General features: G+C 65.9%; 5 protein-coding genes and 1 pseudogene. 5 read left to right on the forward strand and 1 reads right to left on the reverse strand.

Going from position 1 to position 8,468, the window contains the following annotated elements:
• On the reverse strand, window positions 1–612 hold a 612-nt coding region (locus tag H7841_17080), incomplete at its 3' end, for a c-type cytochrome (GenBank protein ID MEO5338579.1).
• 165 nt (window positions 613–777) lie between these two features.
• Between H7841_17080 and H7841_17085 the strand changes: the two genes are divergently transcribed.
• From H7841_17085 to H7841_17105, 5 genes and pseudogenes are all read left to right on the forward strand, one after another.
• Window positions 778–2,667, forward strand: coding sequence for an ATP-binding protein (locus tag H7841_17085; protein MEO5338580.1), 1,890 nt, complete (start codon window positions 778–780; stop codon window positions 2,665–2,667).
• The gene (locus H7841_17090) at window positions 2,667–4,034 is read left to right on the forward strand and encodes a sigma-54 dependent transcriptional regulator (GenBank protein MEO5338581.1); all 1,368 of its coding nucleotides are present in this window, start codon (window positions 2,667–2,669) and stop codon (window positions 4,032–4,034) included. The genes H7841_17085 and H7841_17090 overlap by 1 nt, the downstream gene beginning before the upstream one ends.
• Before the next feature lie 371 nt (window positions 4,035–4,405).
• A complete protein-coding gene (locus tag H7841_17095) occupies window positions 4,406–5,743 on the forward strand; it encodes a methyl-accepting chemotaxis protein (protein ID MEO5338582.1) in 1,338 nt (445 codons plus the stop codon).
• A 138-nt stretch (window positions 5,744–5,881) separates the two neighbouring features.
• Window positions 5,882–6,493: a DsbA family protein gene (locus H7841_17100; GenBank protein ID MEO5338583.1), complete on the forward strand. Its 612-nt coding sequence runs from the start codon at window positions 5,882–5,884 to the stop codon at window positions 6,491–6,493.
• 24 nt (window positions 6,494–6,517) lie between these two features.
• Window positions 6,518–7,105, forward strand: a pseudogene (locus H7841_17105) (AAA family ATPase).
• Window positions 7,106–8,468 lie beyond the last annotated feature (1,363 nt).

The raw sequence follows: 8,468 nt of genomic DNA on the forward strand, positions 1-8,468 counted from the left end.
TGCCGCGGCGCCGGCCTTGGCCGCCGCCAGTTCCTCCGGCTTGGGCTGGGGGAGCGGCACCGGCGCATCGGTCCGTCCGCGCAGGAAGGCCAGCAGATCGGCGCGTTCGGCCGGGTTGGCGATACCGCCGAAGGCCATCTTGTTGCCGGGGGCGAAGGTCTTGGGATTTTCCGAATAGGCTTCCAGGCGTTCGAAGGTCCAGGTGCCGCCCAGCTTGACCAGGGCTTCCGAGAACTTGAAATCGCCGGTCGCCACCTTGCGTTCGACCACGCCCCACAAGGTCGGCCCGACCTTGGCCTTGGCGTCCTTGTCCAAAGGATGGCAGGCGACGCATTTCTTGGCGACCGTCTCGCCCCGCTTGACGTCGGCGACTGCCAGTCGGGCAGCCAGGGAAACCGGACCTGCCGTACTGGCATGTTGCGCCGCCGGTCTGGCGGATTCCTTGGCTGCAGGCTTGGGGGCAGGGGCCGAGGCGGTGGTCGCGTCCGGGCTGCCCGGTTCGGGTTCGGGCGGCAGCGGAACGAGGAGGTTCCCCGCCACCGTCACCGCGAGCACCAGGGCCATGGCACTGGCGCCGGCGGCGCCCCAGTCCTTGATCGAATAGCCTCCCATGTCGCATCTCCTCCCGAGACTGGCAACGAACTTGCGTCGAAAGCCGCCCCATCATGCAATCCCCGTTCCATCGTGGGGCGGCCTGCCCGGTGGCGATGGACCTTGGGCTCCGGTAAGGCTATGGTGGGGTAAAATCCCGCAAGGGCAAAGCAACGAGGAGTCGATATGGGCTCTTGGATATCCGCCAGCCTCAACCGGAAGATCGTGGCTGCCTTGGCCGGCGGGCTGGCTGCCACGTCGGTGTTGTTCCTCGCCCTGTTCCAGTGGTTCTACTGGGACCGGTTGGAGGAGGAGCGTGCCCAGGCTTCGCAGCAGGTGAACCATCTGCTGCAGATGTCGCTGGAAAACGCCATGCTCAAGCGCGATCTGCCCGGCCTGACCGAGATCGTCCGCCGCCTGGGCGCCCTGGAGCGGATCGCCGGCGTGATGATCGTCAATCCCAAGGGGGAGGTGCGCTTCGCCTCGCGTCCCGAGATGATGGGGCGGCGGTTCGACATCCACAACGATCCGACCTGCGCCGTCTGCCATCGCGGTGAAAAGTGGGACACGGGCGACGGCTCCCTGACCCGCTTCATGCCCAACGAGGAGGGCCAGGAGGTTCTGCGCAGCATCAACCCGGTGCACAACAAGCCCAACTGCCGGGAATGCCATGGTTCCGTCGAGGCCAATCCGATCAACGGCATCCTGTTCGTCGACTACAAGGCCGGGGAGATCCGGCGCGAGGCGACCATAAGTGCCCTGGCCTTCACCGGGGCGGGCAGTCTGGTGGTGCTGTTCACGGTCGTCGCCGCCTGGGCCTTGATGCGGCGTCTGGTCCTGGTGCCGGTGGCGCGCCTGACGGCGGCTTCCAACGCGGTTTCGGGTGGCGACCTGGAAGCGCGGGTCAACGCGGAAGGCACCGACGAACTCGCGCACCTGGGCCGTACCTTCGACCGCATGGCGGAAAGCATCCAGGCCAATCTCTGGGCCATGGAACAGAAGGAGAGGTTCCTTCAGGACCTGATCGATGCAGTACCCGACGGGGTGCGGGTGATCGACGGCAACTTCCGCATCGTCATGGCCAATCGCAGCTACTGCGAACGCATGGGCTACGAGATGTCCCAGGTGGTCGGCGTGCTCTGCCATCTGTCCAGCCACGACCGCATGGAACCCTGCCCGCCCAGCCTGATTACCTGCCCGTTGCACGAGATCCGCAAGAATCCGCGCCCCATGAAATGCGTGCAACGCTTCCTTCACTGCGATGGCCACGAATTGTTCGTCGAGATCACGGCCGCGCCCCTGCATGCCGACGGCGGCAAGATGATGGTGGTCGAAGCCATCCGCGACCTGTCCCAGCAGGTGGCGCTGTCGCACGAGCACAAGTTGTCGGAATTGGGTCAATTGGCCACCGGCGTGGCTCACGAGATCCACAATCCCCTGGCCTCGGCCCGACTCAGCCTGCAGTCCATCCTGCGCGACATCGAGGACGAGGCTCCCGATCTGGCCCAGATCGGCGAATACCTGCGGGTGCTGGACAGCGAGATCGACGAATGCATCGACGTCACCGGGCGGCTTTTGCGTCTGGGGGCCGCGCCCGAGGAGCAACTGCACCTGATCCACGTCAACAAGGCGGTGGCGGACATCATCTCGCTGCTGGCCCACGAGGCCGAAAGGCAGCATATCGAGACTGTGGTGGAAATGGCGCGCGATCCCTTGCGGGTCATGGCGACGGAAAGCGAAATCCGCATGCTGGTGCTCAACATCGTGCAGAATGCATTCCATGCCATGCCGGGAGGAGGCCGGCTGTCCATCCGGGGGACGGGCGAGGGGGGATTCGTGCGCATCGAGTTCCAGGACTCCGGCGTCGGAATCCGCCCCGAACACATGCCTTACATCACCCATCCCTTCTTTAGCCGTCGGGCCGACGGGGTCCATGGCACCGGCCTGGGGCTGGCCATCTGCCGGGCGATCCTCGATCGCTACGGCGGCCGCCTGGAGGTGCAGAGCGAGGTCGGGCACGGCACTTGCTTTACCGTCAGCCTGCCCGATGCCGACGAAACGGAGGAAGAAACCTGATGGAGCCCCACGCCAACAAGCAGGTGCTGGTGATCGAGGACGATCGCACCTTCAACCAGCTCCTGTGCAAGCAGCTGACCCGCATGGGCCTGAGCCCGACCGGCGTGCAGCGCTGGGGCGACGGCCAGGAATTCCTGCGCGGCAACGAACCGGCTCTGGTGTTGATGGACGTGCAACTGCCCGACGGCGACGGCATCGAGATCTTGCGGGAACTGGGCTCCCAGTTCCCGGTCATCGTGCTGACGGCCTTCGGGTCTGTGAAGAACGCGGTCAACGCCATCAAGTCCGGGGCGGCCGAATACCTTATCAAGCCGGTGAACCTGGACGAACTGGAAATCACCGTCAATCGAGTGCTGGAGAACGCCCACCTGCGCCAGGACTGGCAATTCTATCGCAGCCGTTCCAAGGCGGTGCGCAAGAACTTCGTGGTCGGTCACAGCGCCCCCATCCGCCGCGTGATGGAAATGGTGGATGCCGTGGCCCCGACCGGCACCACGGTGCTGATCCAGGGAGAAAGCGGCGTCGGCAAGGAACTGGTGGCGCGCGAAATTCATGAGCGCAGCTTCTTCGCCAAGCGCAACTACGTGGCGCTCGACTGCTGCACCCTGCAGGAGAACCTGTTCGAGTCCGAGCTGTTCGGTCACGAGCGCGGCTCCTTCACCGGTGCCGACCGCCAGAAGAAGGGGCTGATCGAGGCGGCCGACGGCGGCACCCTGTTCCTCGACGAAATCGGCGAAATCACAGCCGCCATCCAGGCCAAGCTGTTGCGGGTCCTTGAGACCGGGCAGTTTCGGCGCCTGGGCGGCACCAAGGATCTTCTGGCCAACGCCCGCATCGTCGCCGCCACCAACCGGGACCTGGGTTCCATGGCGCGCCTGGGAACCTTCCGCCAGGACCTGTTCTACCGCCTGAACGCCTTCGTCATCACCGTTCCGCCATTGCGTGAGCGGCGCGACGACATTCCGGACATCATCGAGCACTTCATTCATCACCATGGCTTCTCGCGGCGCATCGACAAGACGGTCAGTCCGAACGCCATGCGGGTGATGATGACCTACGATTGGCCCGGTAACGTGCGAGAACTCCGCAACGTCATGGAACGCGCCATCATCCTGTCGCGCGATGAAACGCGGATCGAGGTCGACCACCTGGGCCTGGACGTCAAGCCGAAGCCGCCGCCGGGGGAGACCTTCGACTTCGACATGGACGGCGAACCGACCCTGGAGGACCTGAAGGAGCGCTACATGCGCTACATGTACCGCAAGCTGCGCGGCCATCGGTCCAACTTGGCGCGCGCCATGGGCATCAGCGAGCGCAATACCTACCGCCTGATCCGCCGCTACGGCCTTTCCAGCGATCCGGAATGACGAAACCCCGCCGGAGCAGGGAAACTCCGGCGGGGGAGGGGTTCGTGGCATCCCGTTCGGTGCGAGAGGTGTCCCCGGATTGAGGCGGGGGACTCCAGCGCCTCGTCTCCCTTCACAAATGGGGGGCCCGTCCCGCCGTATCAAGCCCGCCCGACTCCGTGGCGGGCGATCCTCTTGTTCCAGCCCTGGTTGGGTTTTTAACAATATTTTATTGTCATACCTTTGGATTGGTACGGCATAGGCTGTCCAATCTATGGCGGCGTAATGCCGTGTGTGATGTAATTCTTCCGCAAAGGAGGGCGCCAGTTCCTCCCGCTCGGCATAGCCGGGGATGGGGCTCCGATGGAACTTCTGGAGGGACGAGGTGCAGGATGGATTCCCTTATTCCGGCGACGATGGCGGTCGACGAGACGTCGGGCGTTGAGGAATCCCTTGAACTGGTGCGGGCGGGCGCCTTCATGGCGGTGCCTGACGGGACCGGCAGCCTGGGACGCAAGATCAAGGCGGTGGCGGAAGGCCTGATGAACCACAGCCGGCGCTGCCTGGAGCGCATGGTCGGCATTTCCATCAATTTGAACGATGCGGTGATCGGTGCCGCCGAGATGACCTACGAAGTGCGCGAGGTCGACCGGAAGGTGCGCGCCTTTACCCAGGCGGCGGAAAACCTGGTGTGTTCGGTGAGCGACATCGCCCGCCATAGCGAGGAGGCCTCGGTCGAGGCGGCGAACGTCCAGGACATGGTGAACAAGGGGCATCGCGCGGCCGACCAAGCGGTGGCTTCCATGGAGACCATCGCTGGGGCGGTGGATGGGGCGGCCGCCAAGGTGGATGCCCTGCAATCGGCATCGGTTCAGATCGCCGGCATGATCGGCGAGATCGACGCCATCGCCAAGCAGACCAACCTGCTGGCCCTCAACGCCACCATCGAGGCGGCCCGTGCGGGGGAAGCCGGCAAAGGCTTCGCCGTGGTGGCCGGCGAGGTCAAGAGTCTGGCCAACCAGACATCGCGTGTCACCGAGACCATTCGGCAACGTATCGAGACCCTGCGCGAGGAAATGGCGGCCATCGTCGCGTCCATGAGCCTGGGGGCGCAGGCGGTAGCCGATGGGCGCGAGGTCATTCTCGCCACCGGCCGCGAGATGGAGGCGGCCAGCCGCGAGGTGAACGGCGTTTCGACCAAGATGCGCCAGATCGCCAACGTCCTGGCGGCCCAGCGGGAGGCCTCGGGCGCCGTTTCGGACGGCATCGGGGCCGTACTGCACCTGGCGGACCAGAGCGCCAGCCACCTGGATCGGGTACTCGACGCCATGCAGGAAGCCGACAAGGGTGTCAACGCCACCATGGACGAACTGATGAAGTTCCAGATTCCCAGGGCCACCGTCATGCGGGCGAAGTCCGATCACGTGATCTGGAAAAAGCGGCTGGCCGAAATGGTGATCGGGCGCCAAGCCGTCAATCCCGACGAATTGGCGGACCATCATTCCTGCCGTCTGGGTAAGTGGTACGACGCCATTCCCGATCCGTCGGTGCGCGAGCATCCCGCCTATACTGCCCTGGCCGAGCCCCATCGCCAGGTGCACCACCACGGCATTGCGGCGGCCCGCGCCTTCCGGGATGGCGACGCGAAGCGGGCGATCCAGGAAATCCTCGCCGTCAAGACGCCCTCCGAGGCCGTTCTGCGCCACCTGGATAGCTTGCTGAAGGCGTAGCGTCTCGCCAACTGGTGCCTTGCGGGCTGGACGCGGCCCCATTCCCGCCCTATTTCGTAGTTATCCCCAGGGCGTGCCCTTGTGGAGTCGCTGTCGCGATTCTATAGTCACCCAAATCTTGTAGCGAGGGAGGCTCGTTTGACCCGCTTCGTACTATCCCTAGCGTTTGCCTTGCTTCTGGCCGCCCAGCCGGCAGGAGCCGGCGTCACCTCCTTGGAAGAATCCCTGGCCGACAAGGTGTTGGGCGATCCGAAAGCTCCGGTCACCATCCTGGAGCATTCCTCTCTGGGCTGCCCCCATTGCGCCGCCTTCCACAAAGAGACACTGCCTCGCATCAAGGCGGAATACATCGACACCGGTAAAGCCAAGCTGATCTTCCGCGACTTCCCGCTGGGCGCACCGGCCCTGGCCGCTTCGATGGTCGCTCGCTGCGGCGGTGCCGGGGAACGCTATTTCGGTTTCCTGGAACTGCTGTTCCAGACCCAGGCCAAGTGGGCGGGGGCTCCCAACCCGCTCAAGGAGCTGGAGAACATCGCCAAGATGGGCGGGATGTCGCCCCAGGATGTCCAGCAGTGCATGGCCAACGAGGCCCTGATGAAGGGCCTGCAGGAGAATCAGAAGCAATCCCAAATCAAGTATAACGTCGAGGCGACCCCGACCTTCGTCGTCAATGCCACCCGTATACCTGGCGCCGTGACGTACGACGACTTCAAGAAGGTGCTTGACGCCGAACTCGCCAAGATCAAGTAGGCCATCCAAGGGGGGTCGGGGCCGGTGCTGCGCTTCTCCAAGCTGAAACTGACGGGGTTCAAGTCCTTCGTCGACCCTACCGAGCTTCTGATCGACGAGGGCCTCACCGGCGTGGTGGGGCCCAACGGCTGCGGCAAGTCCAATCTCGTCGAAGCGTTGCGCTGGGTGATGGGAGAGACATCCGCCAAGCAGATGCGCGGCGAGGACATGGACGACGTCATCTTCGGCGGCACATCCAACCGCCCGGCCCGCAACATCGCCGAGGTGGTGCTGGGTCTCGACAATTCGGCCCGCGCCGCGCCCGCCCACTTCAACGACGCCGAGGAACTGGAGGTCAGCCGCCGCATCGAACGGCAGAAGGGCTCCACCTACCGGGTCAACGGCAAGGAGGTGCGGGCCCGCGACGTCCAGTTGCTGTTCGCCGACGCTGCCAGCGGCGCCCGTTCCACTGCCCTGGTCAGCCAGGGACGGATCAGTGCCGTCATCACCGCCAAGCCGGAACAGCGCCGCGTGCTGCTGGAAGAGGCGGCCGGTATCACCGGGTTGCATACCCGCCGTCACGAGGCGGAACTGCGGCTGCGCGGCGCCGAACAGAATTTGGACCGTCTGGAGGACATCCTCAAGACCCTGGATGCGCAGATGGAGTCCTTGCGCAAGCAGGCCCGCCAAGCAACCCGCTACCGAAACCTCAGCGATCTTATCCGCAAGGCCGAGGCGACCGTCTACCATCTGCGCTGGGTGGCGGCCCTGGACGGCCTGGATGGCTCCCGCGAACGCTTCCGGCTGGCCCAGGCGCGGGTTGCGGAACTGACCGGGCTGGTGGCTGCCGGATCGGCCCGCCAGAGCGAGAGTGCCGCCGGCCTGCCGGACCTGCGCAAGGCGGAGGTCGAGGCGGCCGCCGTGCTGCAAAGGCTGGTGCTGGAGCGCGAGGCCCTGGACGGCGAGGAGCGCCGGGTCGCCGAGGCCCGCCGCGCCGCCGAAGAACGCCAACGTCATGCCGAGGCCGATGCCCAGCGTGAACAGGCTCTGGCCGCCGATGCCGGCGCCGCCATGGCTCGTCTGCTGGAAGAACAGGCCGCCATTGCCGATGCTCGCCGGGGCGAAGAGGATTCCCAGGTCCAGGCTGCCGCCATTCTGGCCGCTGCCGAGGCGGCGGTAAAGGACTTGGAACGCCAAGTCGCCGAACTGAGTGATCGAGTGGCGGCAGACGAGGCGCAGCGCGGGGCCCTGGCGCGCACCCGCGCCGAAGGGGAAGAGCGGGAGCGCCGTCTGGCGGACCGCGCCGAGGAAATCGCTCGCCAGAAGACGGTTCTGGAGGCCGAATCCGGCGTGCTGCAGGAAGTGGCGGCGGCCGAGGCGGTTCTCGAACAGACTCGCCAGGCCCAGGAGACCGCCCATGCCAGGGTGCCCGTGGCAGAATCTGCCCGCGTCCAGGCCGGCGAGAAGCGCACCGACGCCGAGGCCGACCTGCACGAAGCCAAGGGCGCAGCTACCCGACTGAAGGCCGAGGAAAAGACCCTGGCCGGGCTTCTGGAGGCCGGGGAGGCGAGCCTCTGGCCCAATCTGATCGATGCCTTGGTGGTGGAGCCCGGCTTCGAGACCGCACTCGGTGCCGCCCTGGGCGAGGATCTGGACGCCCCCGCCGACGAGGCGGCGCCCATCCATTGGCGCACCTTGCCGCCGCTTGACGATTCCCCGACCCTGCCAGGCGGTCTGACATCCCTGGCCGACCGGGTCAAGGCCCCGCCCGCCCTGGCTCGCCGCCTGACTCAGATCGGCTTGGTGGCCGATGCCGCGGAAGGCGTCCGCTTGGGCCCGCAACTCCGCCAAGGGCAGAGGCTGGTCAGCCGCGAGGGCGGGCTCTGGCGCTGGGATGGCTTCACGGTGGGCGCGGGCGCGCCGACTCCGGCCGCCATCCGTCTGGAACAGCGCAACCGGCTGCGCGAGGTCCGCGCCCGCTTGGCCGAGGCCGAGG

The sequence above is a fragment of the Magnetospirillum sp. WYHS-4 genome (assembly GCA_039908345.1).
Classification (GTDB): Bacteria; Pseudomonadota; Alphaproteobacteria; order Rhodospirillales; family GLO-3; genus JAMOBD01.